This window comes from Rhodococcus sp. 06-1460-1B, from assembly GCF_002258475.1.
In the GTDB taxonomy this organism is placed as follows: Bacteria; Actinomycetota; Actinomycetes; order Mycobacteriales; family Mycobacteriaceae; genus Rhodococcoides; species Rhodococcoides fascians.
Genome location: NZ_NOYS01000025.1, coordinates 112,197 through 127,232, shown reverse-complemented (window position 1 = coordinate 127,232; position 15,036 = coordinate 112,197). Strand labels below are relative to the sequence as shown.

The window sequence follows — 15,036 nt, the reverse complement described above, 5'->3', positions numbered from 1 at the left end:
AGTTCGACGGGCGCACGTCACCCGCACCGGTCGGCCGTTCACCGCAGGTTCGTTCCGCGGTGTGTTCCGGGGGCGACACCCGTGTACTGCGAGGGTTGAAAGCTTCCCCGCTGGGTAGTCTTGCTCGGCACACGAGAAACGAACTGCTTGGCGACGATGGGAAGTGCGGATGGCTGGGGTCAGCAAGATCGAAGAACTGGAGCGAGATTCCGGTGCACCGGTCGAGCTGAGGGTGCGCGCCGAAGCCGACCAATTGCCGGTGGTGCGGGCCGTCGCGGAGACTCTCGTGGTGCTCAGTGACTTCACTCTCGACGACATCGCCGACGTGAAACTCGTCGTCGACGAGGTGTGCTCCCAGCTCATCAAAGGTTCGGTCGCCGACGCGGAACTCTCGTGCAGGTTCTCCGTCAACGATGCCGGGATCCGAATCGTCGTGACGTCCACGCTGACTCCGACGTCGGTTCCAAAGCAGGACAGCTTCGGTTGGCACGTATTGCAAACTCTCGCAGACTCCATCGAACTCCGCGCCGACGACGCGATCGACGACGTTGCCGGCCGCACCGTCGCGATCGACGTGGTCAAGCGGAGGAGCAAGGTCTAGTGCCGGTGCCGCAGGAACGAAGCACACGGCGAGAGTCCGACGATTACAGCGACGTGGTCGCACTGATCCAGCAGATGCAGGCGCTGGACGAGAATTCACCGCAGCGTTCCGTGCTGCGTGACCGCATCATCACGCGCTGCCTTCCTCTCGCCGAACACATCGCGCGCCGATTCGGTGGGCGCGGTGAAGCGCACGAGGACCTCTTGCAGGTGTCCAGGCTGGGTCTGGTCAATGCAGTCGACCGGTTCGACATCGAGCGTGGGTCGGATTTCGTCTCGTTCGCCGTCCCCACCATCATGGGCGAAGCACGTCGCTACTTCCGCGACGCCGGCTGGTCGGTACGGGTACCGCGACGCATGAAAGAGCTGAACTCGATGATCTCGCAGGCGGTGGGATCGTTGTCGCAGAAGCTCGGTCGCGCCCCGACCGCGAGCGAAATCGCCGCCGAACTCGGGATCGACGTCAAGGAAGCATCACAGGCACTGCTTGCCCGCAGCGCGTATCAGACCGTGTCGGTCGATTCGGTGGTGAGCGAGGATCGCCTCCCGCTGATGGACACGCTCGGTGCCGACGACCCGGAACTCGAGAAGATGGAAAGCTACCTCGCTGTGCGGCCCGCACTGGAGAAGCTGCCCGAGCGCGAACGTCGCATCGTGGTGCTCCGGTTCTTCGGGTCCATGACTCAGACGCAGATCGCCGAAAAGGTCGGAATTTCGCAGATGCACGTGTCGCGCATTCTGGCGCGCACGCTCGCTCAGTTGCGTGAGGATCTCGGCGAGGACTGAACCGGACACAGCCGACGCGGAACGATCTGTTGCCACTACTGTCGTTCGCATGAGTGTCTACGACAACATCGACGAGTACATCGCGGCCCGACGTGTCACGGGGTTGGCGGTGGATCGCAGTGGTTCTCGTGCGGTCGTTGTCGTTGCTGCTCTGAGTGATTCGCGCACCGAGTACCGAACGTCGCTGTGGGAGATCGACGTGGACGGACGTTCTCCGGCGCGGCGAATCACCCACGGCGAGCTGGGCGAGAGCGCGCCGGTGTTCACCGCGTCCGGGGATCTGATGTTCTCGCGCCGCTCCAGCGAGGATGATCCGGCACAGTTGTGGATACTGCCCGCCGCCGGCGGGGAGGCCCACGTGGTCGAGACCCGGTCGGCGGGAATCGGTGACGTGCGAGCGGCTCGGTCCGTCGATCGGTTCGCCGGCTTCTCGCCGGTGTTCGGCTCGTCCACGACAGACGAGGACGACGACGGCCTGCGTACAGAGCGCAAGACGAACAAGGTGGATGCAATTCTGCACACCGGTGTGCCGGTGCGTTTCTGGGATCACGATCTCGGTCCCGCAACCCCGCATCTGTTCGCAGGCGAGACGGAAACCGACCTCGAGTCGGCACCACTGCGTGATCTGACGCGTGACGCGGCAGGCGCTCTGCAGGAAGCGGCCTTCGACATCAGCGCCGACGGCACTTTCGTCGTCTCCACGTGGTCGGTGCCCGGCCCGCTGGCAACCGTCCGCACGATACTGGTGCGCATCGACACCGGGACCGGAGAACGGACCACGATCGTCGACGACGCGGATGCCGATCTGGGTGCACCGGCCATCTCGCCCGACGGCCGTGCCGTCGCGTTCGTCCGTGAATCGATCTCGACTCCCGAACAAGCGCCACGAATGACGTTGCAGCAGTATGAGTTCGGTACGGACTCCGTCACCGATCTCGCTCCGGGCTGGGATCGATGGCCGATCGGTCCGGTCTGGCTGCCGGACGGGTCCGGCGTGTTGGTCACCGCGGACGACGACGGCCGGTCACCGATCTTCGTGATCGAGCCGGGTGCGGAGCCACGTCGCCTGACGCATACCGACGACGCGTACACCCACATCCATGTGTCGTCGGACGGCAAGCGCGTAGTCGCTGTGGCCGCCTCGTATCTGGCCGCCCCGCACCCGGTCTCGATCGACCTGTCCGACGGCACCGTGGTCGACCTCGACGCCGGAATCGACAACGGCCCCCTGCCCGGCACGTTGACCGAGATCGAGACCGTCGTCGAGGACGGCAGTCGAGTCCGAGGATGGCTGGCGTTGCCGCACGGTGTGTCGGACGATTCGCCCGCGCCGCTGCTGCTGTGGGTGCACGGCGGCCCACTGGGTTCGTGGAACACGTGGTCCTGGCGGTGGAACCCATGGCTGATGGTGGCGCGAGGGTACGCGGTGCTGCTCCCGGATCCGGCGTTGTCCACCGGCTACGGCCAGAACTTCGTGCAGCGTGGTTGGGGCGCGTGGGGCAGTGCCCCGTTCACCGATCTGATGGCGTTGACCGATGTGGCGGTTGCCCGAACCGATATCGACGACATGCGCACCGCCGCAATGGGTGGCTCGTTCGGCGGGTACATGGCCAACTGGATCGCCGGGCACACCGACCGATTCGACGCCATCGTCACCCACGCCAGTCTGTGGGCACTCGATCAGTTCGGACCGACGACCGACGCACCGTGGTACTGGGCGCGGGAGATGTCCCCCGAGATGGCGGTGGAGAACTCTCCGCACCTGTTCGTCGCGGACATCTCGACGCCGATGCTGGTCATCCACGGTGACAAGGACTATCGCGTGCCGATCGGCGAGGGCCTGCGGTTGTGGTACGAACTGCTCAGCGAATCGGGATTGCCCGTCGACGACGACGGTGAGACCGAGCACCGATTCCTGTACTTCCCCGGCGAGAACCACTGGATTCTGACGCCTCAACACGCCAAGGTCTGGTACGAGGTGGTACTGGCATTTCTGGCAGGGCATGTCCTGGGCGAGAGCGCGTCGATGCCGCGAATACTGGGCCACTAGAATCGACCGGTGACCAGTTCAGCGCCAGAGACCCCAGACAACCCAGCCGACCGTTTGCCCAAGAGCTGGGACCCCAGCGAGGTAGAGGCCGAGCTGTACCGGGGTTGGGTGGATGCCGGTTATTTCGAGGCCGATGCCACCAGCGACAAGCCGCCGTACTCCATCGTGCTGCCGCCGCCCAACGTCACGGGCAGCCTGCACATGGGCCACGCCCTCGACCACACGTTGATGGACGCGCTGAGTCGGCGCAAGCGCATGCTCGGGTACGAGGTGCTGTGGCTCCCGGGAATGGACCACGCGGGCATCGCCACGCAGTCGGTGGTGGAGAAGCAGCTCGCCGCCGACGGAAAGACCAAGGAAGAGTTCGGTCGCGAACTGTTCATCGACAAGGTGTGGGACTGGAAGCGCGAGTCGGGCGGGACCATCGGCGGCCAGATGCGTCGTATCGGCGACGGTGTCGACTGGAGCCGTGAGCGATTCACCATGGACGACGGCCTGTCCGAGGCCGTGCAGACCATGTTCAAGCGCATGTTCGACGACGGTCTGATCTACCGCGCCGAGCGGCTGGTCAACTGGTCGCCGGTGCTGCAGACGGCCATCTCCGACATCGAGGTGAAGTTCGAGGACGTCGAGGGTGAACTCGTCTCGCTTCGATACGGGTCGCTGGACGACTCCGAACCGCACGTCATCGTGGCCACCACTCGAGTGGAGACGATGCTCGGCGACACTGCTGTGGCGGTGCACCCCGACGACGAGCGCTACCGGGCTCTGGTGGGCACCACCCTCGAGCATCCGTTCACCGGACGAAAAATACCGATCATCGCCGACGACTACGTCGATCCCGAATTCGGTACCGGCGCAGTGAAAATCACTCCGGCGCACGACCCCAACGACTTCGAGATGGGCGTTCGGCACTCACTGCCGATGCCGTCGATCATGGACAAGGCCGGCCGCATCGCCGATACCGGAACGCAGTTCGACGGTATGGACCGATTCGAGGCGCGTGTCAAGGTCCGTGAGGCCCTGGCCGAGCAAGGCCGAGTGGTCGCCGAGAAGCGCCCTTACCTGCACAGCGTCGGACACTCCGAGCGCAGCGGTGAGCCGATCGAGCCGCGTCTGTCGCTGCAGTGGTGGGTCAAGGTCGACACCCTGGCCAAGGCGGCCGGTGACGCAGTTCGCAACGGCGACACCGTCATTCATCCCAAGAGTCAAGAGCCACGCTGGTTCGCCTGGGTCGACAACATGCACGATTGGTGCATCTCGCGTCAGCTGTGGTGGGGCCACCGAATTCCGATCTGGTACGGCCCCGACGGCGAGACGGTGTGCCTGGGACCGGGGGAGACCCCACCCGAGGGGTGGGAGCAGGACCCCGACGTCCTCGACACCTGGTTCTCTTCCGGCCTGTGGCCCTTCTCGACGATGGGCTGGCCGGAGGCCACTCCCGAACTGGAGAAGTTCTATCCGACCGGCGTACTCGTCACCGGCTACGACATTCTGTTCTTCTGGGTCGCCCGGATGATGATGTTCGGCACCTACGTCGGAGCCGACGACGCCATCACCGCAGGAAAGCAGGGCCAACAGGTTCCGTTCCGAGATGTCTTCCTGCACGGACTGATTCGCGATCAGTTCGGTAAGAAGATGTCCAAGTCTCGGGGCAACGGCATCGATCCGCTCGACTGGGTCGACCGCTTCGGCGCGGATGCACTGCGGTTCACGCTGGCCCGCGGTGCCAACCCGGGTGCCGACATGTCCGTCGGCGAGGACCATGCGCAATCCTCGCGCAACTTCGCCAACAAACTGTTCAACGCCACCAAGTTCGCCCTGATGAACGGCGCAGCGCCGTCCGAGCTGCCGTCGCGCGCCGCACTCACCGACGCCGACCGTTGGATCCTCGACCGGCTCGATCAGGTTCGAGCAGAGGTGGATTCGGCGTTCGATCGCTACGAGTTCAGCAAGGCGTGCGAGGCGCTGTACCACTTCACGTGGGACGAGGTCTGCGACTGGTACCTCGAAATTGCGAAGGTGCAGTTCGCCGACGAGAGCATCGCCGAATCCACCCGTGGAGTCCTGGGCAACGTGCTCGACGCGGTGCTGCGCCTGCTGCACCCGGTCGTCCCGTTCGTGACCGAGACCCTGTGGAAGGTGCTGACAGGGGGCGAGTCCCTGGTGGTCGCCACGTGGCCGACCCCTGCCGCCGATCCGGTCGATCCTGTTGCTGCGCAACGCATCGAGGACATGCAGCGCCTCATCACCGAAATTCGTCGGTTCCGCAGCGATCAGGGGCTCAAGCCCTCGCAGAAGGTCGCCGCTCGCATCGTCGGAGTGGGTGACGCCGACCTGGAAGGCCAGATCTCGGCAGTGACCTCGCTGGCCCGGTTGACCGAGCCGGGTGCGGACTTCGCGGCGACGGCATCGGTGGAGGTGCGTACGAGCAAGGCCACCGTCGTCGTCGAGCTCGACACCTCGGGCACAGTCGATCTGGTCGCCGAACGCGCGCGACTGGTGAAGGATCTCGCCGCTGCGGAGAAGGAGTTGGCCCAGACGACCGGCAAACTGGGCAACGAGGCATTTCTGGCCAAAGCCCCGGACGCGGTGGTGGACAAGATCAGAACTCGTCAGACGATCGCTCGCGAAGAGATCGCGCGCATCGGCGCGCGCCTCGAATCGATGGGAAGCTAAGTGACCGAGCCGGACGACGCCCTGCCGTCACCACCACCGACCCCGGTCGACCTGGCCGAGCTCGCACTCGTCGAGGCCGAGCTCGACAAGCGTTGGCCCGAAACGAAGATCGAGCCGTCTACCGCCCGAATCTCGGCCCTGATGGACCTGCTCGGTTCTCCGCAGAAGGCGTATCCGTCGATCCACGTGGCCGGAACCAACGGCAAGACGTCCGTCACCCGCATGATCGATGCGTTGCTGACCGCTTTCCATCGGCGTACCGGCCGCACCACCAGCCCGCATCTGCAGATGGCTACCGAGCGGATCAGTATCGACGGCCGTCCGGTGTCCCCGCGCACCTACGTGGACACCTACAACGAGATCGCACCGTTCGTCGAGATGATCGATGCACAGTCCGAGGCCGCCGGTGGACCGCGGATGAGCAAGTTCGAGGTCGTCACCGCCATGGCGTTCGCGGCCTTCGCCGAGGCACCGGTCGAGGTCGCCGTCATCGAAACCGGGCTGGGCGGCCGCTGGGATGCCACCAACGTGGTCGACGGTGAGATCGCCGTCATCACCCCGATCGGTCTCGACCACGTCGAATTCCTCGGGGACGATCTGTCCACGATCGCGGGGGAGAAGGCCGGCATCATCAAGAAGGCACCGGAACTGCTCGTGCCACGGGACACGGTGGCCATCCTCGCCAAGCAGGAACCCGAGGTATCCGAGGTCCTGCTTCGTGCGGCGGTGCAGGCAGACGCTGCCGTGGCACGTGCCGGATCGGAGTTCACCGTTCTCGGTCGGCAGATAGCCGTGGGCGGACAACAGCTGGAGTTGCAGGGGCTGGGCGGTGTCTACACCGACATCTTCCTGCCGCTGCACGGAGAGCACCAGGCGCACAACGCCTCTCTCGCTCTCGCAGCAGTCGAGGCATTCTTCGGGGCGGGCCCGGACCGTCAACTCGACCAGGACACCGTGCGCGAAGCCTTTGCGACCGTGGTCAATCCCGGTCGTCTCGAGCGAGTACGCAACGCGCCCACGGTGTTTCTCGATGCCGCGCACAACCCGCACGGGGCCGCTGCACTGGCGGCCGCCCTGACCGACGAATTCGACTTCCGCAAACTCGTCGGGGTCGTCAGTGTCATGGCGGACAAGGACGTCGGCGCGATCCTCGAAGCATTGGAACCGGTGTTCGACGACATCGTCGTCACTCACAACGGGTCCGGTCGAGCGATGGATGTCGACGCATTGGCCGACATAGCCGTGGCCAAGTTCGGCGACGAGCGGGTCGTGGTGGCGTCGACGCTGCCCGATGCGCTCGAAACGGCGATCGGGTTGGCCGAAGAAGTGGCCGAGCCCGGCGAAGCCGTGTCCGGTGCCGGGGTCGTCGTCACCGGCTCGGTGGTGACCGTGGGCGCAGCGCGCACGTTGTTCGGAAAGGATCCCGCGTGAGCGAAGCAGAGTTTCGACCACCGACAACCGACCCGTGGAAGGGATTTCGCGGTGTGTCGGCGGGCACACTGGTACTGGAAGCGATCGTGACTCTGCTCGCTCTTCCGGTCGTGGCGACTCTCGGCGGCGGCGCAACGTGGTTCTCGACCACCTATATCGTGGCGCTCGCCGTGGTGATGATTCTGGCCGCGGGGAAACAGGGCGAACCCTGGGCGATGAAGCTCAACCTCGCGTTGCAGTTCTTCGTGATGGCCGGGGCGGTGTTCCATCTGTCCATCGGTGCCGTGGGTCTGATCTTCCTTGCCGTGTGGCTGTATCTGCTCTATCTGCGCCGGGACATCACCGAACGCATTCGACGCGGCATGCTGCCCGGGCAACGCGACTGACACCGGACCGGTCGGTTGGGGCCATGCGCCGCGCGACCGGGTGCCGGTGTCCATTACTGTCGTCGACGTGACCGATCGCACCCTAGTACTGATCAAGCCAGACGGAGTTGCCCGGCGTTACGTAGGAGAGATCCTCGGCCGCGTGGAGAAGAAGGGTCTGAGCATCGTCGCCCTCGAGCTCAAGACCGTCTCTCGCGACGTGGCCTCGGCTCACTACGCGGAGCACGAGAGCAAGCCGTTCTTCCCCGACCTTCTCGAGTTCATCACCTCCGGGCCCGTGGTGGCCGCGGTTCTCGAAGGCCCCCGTGCCATCGAAGCCTTCCGTCAGATCGCCGGCGGCACGGATCCGGTCGCCAAAGCAGTTCCCGGCACCATCCGAGGTGACCTGGCCCTCGACGGTCAGCAGAACCTGGTACACGGATCCGATTCGGTGGAATCCGCAGAGCGCGAGATCGCCCTGTGGTTCCCCGACCTGACCGCCTCCTAGAAGCCCGTCGCAGAGCACTTCCGCAGTCACGCCGCACCCGCTCGAAGTCCGATCGGTGCGGCGTGGCTCGTACGGATCATCGCGTGTGGGATACTCGACGGAGATCGACCCCACAGCACTTGTACGTTCACACGCTCCACCTCTGTTCAGCTCCACCGAAGTTCGCTAGAGAAAAAGTGCTCGTGGGATCGATCGGATGACTGTCGTCGACCCGCTGCCCGTCATCGCAGAGTCGCGAACGAGAGACAGGCTCGTTCGCGTTCATGCTTGATGATCAGGCGCTCGGATCGCCGAGACACCACCATCCAGCCAGGCACTGCACACGCCGTCGTCGGCCACCGAGATTCGCGAGGTGGCTCACACGATTTGTGGAGAGCGAGACCGAACAGCTGACGTCCAACCCGACGTGAGTACACAAGGATTGCCCTCGCGTGGCCGCGTCACACCCGATTTCGGATGAACGCGCCCGGGGGCCCGAGGAGACTACGTGGCCGATCAAAGCCCGCCCGAAGATGTACAGAGCACGAACGCAGGAAATCCGGAGGACACCGACGCGGTGTCGTCCGCGAAATCCGACGCGGTTTCCGTGCAACCCGACACCATCGAATTGCCGACCAGGCTGCGTGTGCATGCACTGGCGAAGATTCTGGGTGTGACCAGCAAGCAGTTGCTCGTCACTCTCGGTGAGCTCGGCATCGAAGCCCGCAGCGCGCAGTCGAGTCTGAGCCGAGACGTTGCCGAGTCGGTGCGCGATTCGGTGAACGGGCCGACCGCACCCGGCCCCGATGCCTCCGCAGCGGAGTCGCCGGCACCGAACGCGTCGACAGACCAGCAGCCCGAGCCCGCATCGGTCGAGGTCCCGGCCGAGACGGCTCCCTCGGTAGAGGTCCCCGCTGCCGAGGCAACGCTGTTCACCAGCGCGCCCACGGCCGAGCCCGAGGCCGCCCAACCCACGGCCACGACCTTCGCGACGCCGGTGTTCCTGCAGCCGGCAGCGGCAGAGCCCGCAGCAGAATCGGCGGATGCTCCGTCCGAGGCCCCCGCACGGCGTCGACGTAGCCGCAAGGCCGCACCCAAGGACGAAGCACCGTCCGATAACAACGCTGCGTCCGACAAGGCCACGGACGAGCCCGCGACCGGCGAGTCGCCCGTCGCCGAGAACGTCTCGACGGTCGCCGCCGACACCGCCGCGCAGGACACCGCTGTGTCCGGTGCTCCCGTGTCCGAGTCCGGTGCATCGGATGCGTCGTCCGACGAGTCCGGGGCGTCCTCGGCAGCGGACGGCTCGGGAGACGACGACGACCAGTCTCAGCCCCGTCGCCGTCGCCGCGGTCGCCGCGGTCGTGGGCGTGGACGCGGAGAGCAGTCGTCCGACGACAACTCGTCCGACGACAACTCGACCGACGAGGATTCGGACGACACCGACTCCGAGACGGACAGCAGCACGTCCGCCTCTTCGGCAGACGGCGAGTCCACCGGAGCGGACGAGTCCGACGATTCCGATGCCGACGAGACCTCCGGCGACGACCAGCCCTCGAGTTCGGGACGGCGTTCGCGTCGCTCGCGGTCACGCGGCCGCGGGTCCGATCGGCAGAACGCCACGGCCGACGCCACCACCGACGGGTCGGACAAGCAGGGCGAGGACAGTGACGACGAGTCCGAGTCCGGCGCTCAGGACAACTTCGGCGACTCCGACAACGGTGATTCCGACAACGGCGATTCGGACGGAGACGGCTCGAGCCGTCGTCGTCGGCGCCGCCGCCGTCGTAAGACCGGAGCCGAGGCCGCGGCAGAAGCAGCTGCGTCGTCCGAGGACGACCCGCCCAACACCGTCGTGCACGAACGCGAGCCGCGCAACAAGAGCCGCGCAGCGCGCGACGAGGTGCAGGGCATCTCCGGTTCGACTCGGCTCGAGGCCAAGCGGCAGCGTCGCCGCGACGGGCGCGATGCCGGCCGTCGTCGGCCGCCGATCCTCACCGAGTCCGAGTTCCTGGCGCGCCGCGAATCCGTGGACCGCGTCATGGTCGTGCGCGAGAAGGCGACACCGGATCACCCGCTGACCACACAGGTTGCCGTGCTCGAAGACGGCGTGTTGGTCGAGCATTTCGTCACCAGCAGTGCCACCGCGTCGATGGTCGGCAACGTCTACCTGGGCCGCGTTCAGAACGTGCTGCCCAGCATGGAAGCGGCGTTCATCGACATCGGCCGTGGTCGTAACGGTGTGCTGTACGCAGGCGAGGTCAACTGGGACGCCGCCGGTCTCGGCGGAAGCGCGCGCAAGATCGAGCAGGCCCTCAAGCCGGGCGATCAGGTTCTGGTGCAGGTCAGCAAGGACCCGGTGGGCCACAAGGGCGCTCGCTTGACGACTCAGCTGTCGTTGGCCGGACGCTTCCTCGTCTACGTTCCCGGTGGCAGTTCCACCGGAATCAGCCGCAAGCTGCCCGACACCGAGCGCAAGCGACTCAAGGAAATTCTGCGCGACATCGTTCCCCCCGAGGCCGGCGTCATCATCAGGACCGCGGCCGAGGGCGTCAGCGAGGAAGAACTCGCGCGCGACGTGACGCGGCTGCAGGCCCAGTGGGCCAGCATCGAAGAGCGGTCCGTGAACGCCGAAACAGGCAAGGGCGTGCAGCCGCAGACGCTGTACGAAGAGCCCGACATGTTGGTGAAGGTCATTCGCGACCTCTTCAACGAGGACTTCTCGAAGCTCGTCATCGAGGGCGACAAGGCGTGGACGACCACGTCGAACTACGTGGAAACCGTGGCTCCGGACATGATGGAGCGCCTGCAGCGATACGAGGCCAACGGCAGCTCCGTGGACGTGTTCGCAGCTCACCGCATCGACGAACAGCTGGCCAAGGCCCTCGATCGCAAGGTGTGGTTGCCCTCGGGCGGCACGCTGGTGATCGATCGCACCGAGGCGATGACGGTCGTCGACGTCAACACCGGAAAGTTCACCGGCTCCGGCGGCAACCTGGAAGAGACCGTCACCCGCAACAACATCGAGGCGGCCGAGGAAGTCGTTCGGCAGATGCGTCTGCGCGACATCGGCGGCATGATCGTCGTCGACTTCATCGACATGGTGCTGGAATCGAACCGCGATCTGGTGCTACGCCGCCTGACCGAGGCGTTGGGCCGTGATCGGACCCGTCATCAGGTGTCGGAGGTGACCTCGCTCGGTCTGGTGCAGATGACGCGCAAGAAGCTCGGCACGGGGTTGGTCGAGGCCTTCTCCACCACGTGCGAGCACTGCCAGGGTCGCGGAATCATCGTGCATCCGTTCCCGATCGACGCCAAGCCGGACTCCGACGGTGGACGCCCGAGCTCGTCACGTTCGGACTCGAACGGTTCGGGCAACGGCAGCAGGCGTCGACGCGGCAAGGACGCCAAGTCCGATGGAAACGATCGGTCCGACAACACCGAGCGGTCGACGCCGAACGGACAGTCGGGCACGACGGACGGGACCGACCACCCGGTGGTCGACCCGTCGATCAAGCGGGCACACCCCGTGGCCCTGGCGATGGCAGCGCACCACGACGACGTGGTCGCCGATGTCAGCCCCGCGGAGGTCTCGCAAGCAACGTCCGGCTCCGCCGGCGACAAGGACGAGTCGGTCACCGTGGTCTCGGCGGAGGACGTGGCTGTCGCGGCAGCGGCGAACGAGGACGCGGACGTCGTGCAGGCAACCGTGGACAGCGCGCAGGCTCACGAGCCGGTGCCGGCTGCAGAATCCGTCGGCGACGGCGGTTCCGCGGATACCGGGGCGACGCAGTCCTCCGACGACACCCCCGCCCAGCCGGAGCCGGTGGTGGCCACCCCACGACGGGGCCGACGGGTGGCTCGGAAGGCCGCCGCGCCGACCAGTGCTGCGCCGGATGCCGGTGTGCTGATGGTGGTTTCGGCCACGGCAGACGCCGACGATGGTGCCGACGCAGGTTCGGGTAGCGGTGACACGGTGGCCGATTCAGCGCCGCTGACAGCGGCGGCGGAGCAGCCTGTCGAGCAGGTGGACGTGCCGACCGCACGTCCGCGCAGGAGACGGGCAGCGGCACGTCCGGCAGGCCCGCCGGTGGACATCGATGTGTAGGGGTCGAGGCGGTTTGACCCTGGCCGTCTCTCTGCCGTAACCTTGATAAGTCGCTCCCGGTGACACTGTCTTGTTGTGCCTAGCGGTCCTGCAAGTGGAAACAGTTCTCGAGTGGTTCGGATGCAGTTCGGTCCGGATCGGCCGAATGGGAGCAAGCAAACACGTTTTACCAGACCAGTCGCGGTGCCATGCGCAACGCGAGCAAGTTCGAAGAAGCAAGGGGTAGCCCTCCGATGGCAACGTACGCGATCGTCAAGACCGGCGGAAAGCAGTACAAGGTCGCTGTTGGTGACCTCGTCAAGGTCGAGAAGATCGAGGGAGCGCCCGGCACTGCTGTCTCGCTTGCTCCGGTCCTCGTCGTAGACGGATCCGACCTGACCACAGATGCAGACAAGCTGGCAAAGATCTCGGTCGCCAGTGAGATCGTCGAGCACACCAAGGGCCCGAAGATCCGCATCCACAAGTTCAAGAACAAGACCGGATACCACAAGCGTCAGGGACACAGGCAGAAGCTGACTGTCCTCAAGGTCACCGGCATCAAGTAACCAGGTCTTACCGGACCCGAGTTCTTTTCAGCTGATTCACCCCGAGGAGGGTATGCAACATGGCACATAAGAAGGGTGCATCAAGCTCCCGTAACGGTCGCGACTCGAACGCACAGCGCCTCGGCGTCAAGCGTTTCGGCGGCCAGACCGTCGGCGCAGGCGAGATCCTGGTCCGCCAGCGCGGCACGCACTTCCACCCCGGCGTCAACGTCGGCCGTGGCGGCGACGACACCTTGTTCGCACTCGCTCCCGGCGCAGTCGAATTCGGTGCCAAGCGCGGACGCAAGACCGTGAACATCGTTCCGGTCACTGTAGAGGCCTAGTCCTTCTGCAGCTCGCGCTCACGATGACCGGCACGGCAGGCAACTGCCCGGGTCGGACGTCCACCGCGCACGTTCACAGCTCCCGATAGGGGCGGACCAGGGTCACGAGACCGGTCCGCCCCTATCGCTTTTTTCACCCCGTTTTTCTTCCAGAAAGGATCGAAGACAGCTATGTCACGATTCATCGACCGCGTGGTGCTGCACGTCAGCGCCGGCAAAGGTGGCAACGGCTGCTCTTCGGTTCACCGCGAGAAGTTCAAGCCTCTCGGCGGCCCGGACGGCGGCAACGGCGGTCAGGGTGGCGGAGTCATCTTCGTCGTCGACAGCAACGTCCACACATTGCTCGACTTCCACTTCTCCAGTCATGCGAAGGCCGGCAACGGAACTCAGGGCATGGGCGGAAACCGTGAAGGGGCCAACGGAGAGGACCTGATTCTCAAGGTCCCCGACGGCACCGTCGTGCTCGACAAGAAGGGCAACGTCCTCGCCGACATGATCGGTGAGGGAACGCGTTTCGACGCCGCTCCCGGCGGGCGCGGCGGGCTCGGCAACGCAGCACTGGCGTCCAAGGCTCGTCGAGCGCCCGGTTTCGCTCTGCTCGGCGAAGAGGGCATCGAACGCGAACTCGTCCTCGAACTCAAGTCCGTCGCCGACGTCGGCCTCGTCGGATTCCCGTCGGCCGGTAAGTCCTCGCTGGTTTCGGTTCTTTCCGCAGCGAAGCCGAAGATCGCCGACTACCCGTTCACCACACTGGTGCCCAACCTCGGTGTCGTCTCCAGTGGAGACACCACGTTCACCGTCGCCGACGTCCCCGGACTGATCCCCGGCGCGAGTCAGGGCCGCGGTCTCGGACTGGACTTTCTGCGTCACCTCGAGCGATGCGCTGTGCTCGCACACGTAGTCGATTGCGCGACACTGGATCCGGGCCGTGACCCGATCTCCGACGTCGACGCTCTCGAAGCGGAGCTGGCGGCCTACAAGCCGGCCCTGTCCGGTGATGCCAGCCTCGGTGATCTCGCCGACCGGCCCCGCATCGTCGTACTGAACAAGGCAGACATTCCCGAGGGTGCCGAGCTCGCCGAAATGGTCACCGCGGAATTCGAGTCTCGCGGCTGGCCGGTGTTCACCATCTCCGCAGTGACGCGCGCCGGTCTCAAGCCTCTGACGTTCGCGTTGGCGAAGCTCGTCGAGGATTACCGCACAGCTCACCCGGCACCGGAGCCGCGGCGTCAGGTGCTGCGTCCCGTCGCACGAAACGACGACAGCTTCAAGGTCGTCAAGGATCCGGACATCCCGGACGGCTTCATCGTGCGCGGTACCCGTCCGGAACGGTGGGTGCGCCAGACGCAGTTCACCAATGACGAGGCTGTCGGCTACCTCGCGGACCGCCTCGCGCGGCTCGGCGTCGAGGATGCACTGATCAAGGCGGGCGCTCAGCCGGGCGCGTCGGTCACCATCGGCGACGTGTCCTTCGATTGGGAACCGCAGACCCCGGCCGGTGTCGAGATCACGATGACCGGTCGCGGCACCGATGCTCGACTCGATCAGGTCGAGCGCATCGGTGCCTCCGAGCGCAAGCACGCCCGTCAGGTTCGCCGCGGGCTCGATACCGAACAGGAGTAGACGAGGTGTCGGTGCGTGAATCCGATTCGCCCGCAGAGG

11 protein-coding genes are annotated in these 15,036 nt (G+C 65.7%); all 11 read left to right on the top strand.

All coding sequences use genetic code 11. The annotated features are described in order from the left end of the window. The first annotated feature begins 169 nt into the window (after positions 1-169). The 11 genes from CH268_RS13770 to obgE all read left to right on the top strand — a co-directional run bounded on the left by CH268_RS13770 (position 170) and on the right by obgE (position 14,997). Entirely contained in the window at positions 170-601 is a 432-nt protein-coding gene (locus CH268_RS13770; protein ID WP_027497563.1) for an ATP-binding protein, read from the top strand. Continuing rightward, entirely contained in the window at positions 601-1,386 is a 786-nt protein-coding gene (locus tag CH268_RS13765; RefSeq protein ID WP_032368200.1) for a SigB/SigF/SigG family RNA polymerase sigma factor, read from the top strand. The genes CH268_RS13770 and CH268_RS13765 overlap by 1 nt, the downstream gene beginning before the upstream one ends. Before the next feature lie 49 nt (positions 1,387-1,435). Further along, positions 1,436-3,436, top strand: coding sequence for a S9 family peptidase (locus tag CH268_RS13760; protein WP_094664635.1), 2,001 nt, complete (start codon positions 1,436-1,438; stop codon positions 3,434-3,436). A 9-nt stretch (positions 3,437-3,445) separates the two neighbouring features. Beyond that, the gene (locus CH268_RS13755; RefSeq protein ID WP_094664633.1) at positions 3,446-6,115 is read left to right on the top strand and encodes a valine--tRNA ligase; all 2,670 of its coding nucleotides are present in this window, start codon (positions 3,446-3,448) and stop codon (positions 6,113-6,115) included. Further along, a complete protein-coding gene (gene folC / locus CH268_RS13750; RefSeq protein WP_052053192.1) occupies positions 6,116-7,546 on the top strand; it encodes a bifunctional tetrahydrofolate synthase/dihydrofolate synthase in 1,431 nt (476 codons plus the stop codon). Beyond that, positions 7,543-7,932, top strand: coding sequence for a DUF4233 domain-containing protein (locus CH268_RS13745; RefSeq protein WP_027497558.1), 390 nt, complete (start codon positions 7,543-7,545; stop codon positions 7,930-7,932). Before folC ends, CH268_RS13745 begins: the two co-directional genes overlap by 4 nt. A gap of 67 nt (positions 7,933-7,999) precedes the next feature. Continuing rightward, the gene (gene ndk, locus CH268_RS13740) at positions 8,000-8,419 is read left to right on the top strand and encodes a nucleoside-diphosphate kinase (RefSeq protein ID WP_027497557.1); all 420 of its coding nucleotides are present in this window, start codon (positions 8,000-8,002) and stop codon (positions 8,417-8,419) included. 487 nt (positions 8,420-8,906) lie between these two features. Beyond that, a complete protein-coding gene (locus CH268_RS13735) occupies positions 8,907-12,506 on the top strand; it encodes a translation initiation factor IF-2 N-terminal domain-containing protein (protein ID WP_094664631.1) in 3,600 nt (1,199 codons plus the stop codon). A gap of 233 nt (positions 12,507-12,739) precedes the next feature. Next, positions 12,740-13,051, top strand: a complete 312-nt coding sequence (gene rplU, locus CH268_RS13730; protein ID WP_027497555.1) for a 50S ribosomal protein L21 — start codon at positions 12,740-12,742, stop codon at positions 13,049-13,051. Positions 13,052-13,110: 59 nt separating this feature from the next. Then, positions 13,111-13,374 (top strand): 50S ribosomal protein L27, encoded by a 264-nt coding sequence (gene rpmA / locus CH268_RS13725; RefSeq protein WP_027497554.1) that lies wholly within the window; start codon positions 13,111-13,113, stop codon positions 13,372-13,374. Positions 13,375-13,545: 171 nt separating this feature from the next. Then, entirely contained in the window at positions 13,546-14,997 is a 1,452-nt protein-coding gene (gene obgE / locus CH268_RS13720) for a GTPase ObgE (protein ID WP_032368196.1), read from the top strand. Positions 14,998-15,036 lie beyond the last annotated feature (39 nt).